This window comes from Pseudarthrobacter sulfonivorans, assembly GCF_024391045.1.
Taxonomy (GTDB): domain Bacteria; phylum Actinomycetota; class Actinomycetes; order Actinomycetales; family Micrococcaceae; genus Arthrobacter; species Arthrobacter sulfonivorans_B.
In genome coordinates this window covers 1-364 of the sequence record NZ_JANFCZ010000069.1, presented here as the reverse complement: position 1 = coordinate 364, position 364 = coordinate 1, and the positions used below count along the sequence as shown (strand labels likewise).

At 66.8% G+C, this 364-nt stretch carries 1 pseudogene; it reads right to left on the bottom strand.

Features of this window, described 5'->3' with window-relative positions:
- Positions 1-364: pseudogene (locus NQJ30_RS18915) on the bottom strand (glucose-6-phosphate dehydrogenase); the annotation flags it as partial.

Here is a 364-nt window from a genome sequence, read left to right as displayed (position 1 = left end):
GTCGGTGAACAACAGGTTCGGGGCGCGTTTGAAGACCACCGCGATCTCGGTCACCCGGCGGCCCAGGCGTTTGCCGGCACGGAGGTAGAACGGGACCCCGGCCCAGCGGCGGGTATGGATGTCCACCCGGATCGCCGCGAATGTTTCGGTTTTCGAATCCGCGGGGATCCCGTCTTCGTCCAGGTAGCCCTGGACCTGTTCCCCGCCCTGCCAGCCGCCGGTGAACTGTCCCCGGGCCGAATGCGTCGACAGATCCGCCGGGAGTTTGACCGCGGCGAGGACCTTTTCCTTCTCCGCGCGCAGATCGTCGGCGTTGAAGGAGATCGGTTCCTCCATCGCGGTCAGGGCCAGCAGCTGCAGCAGG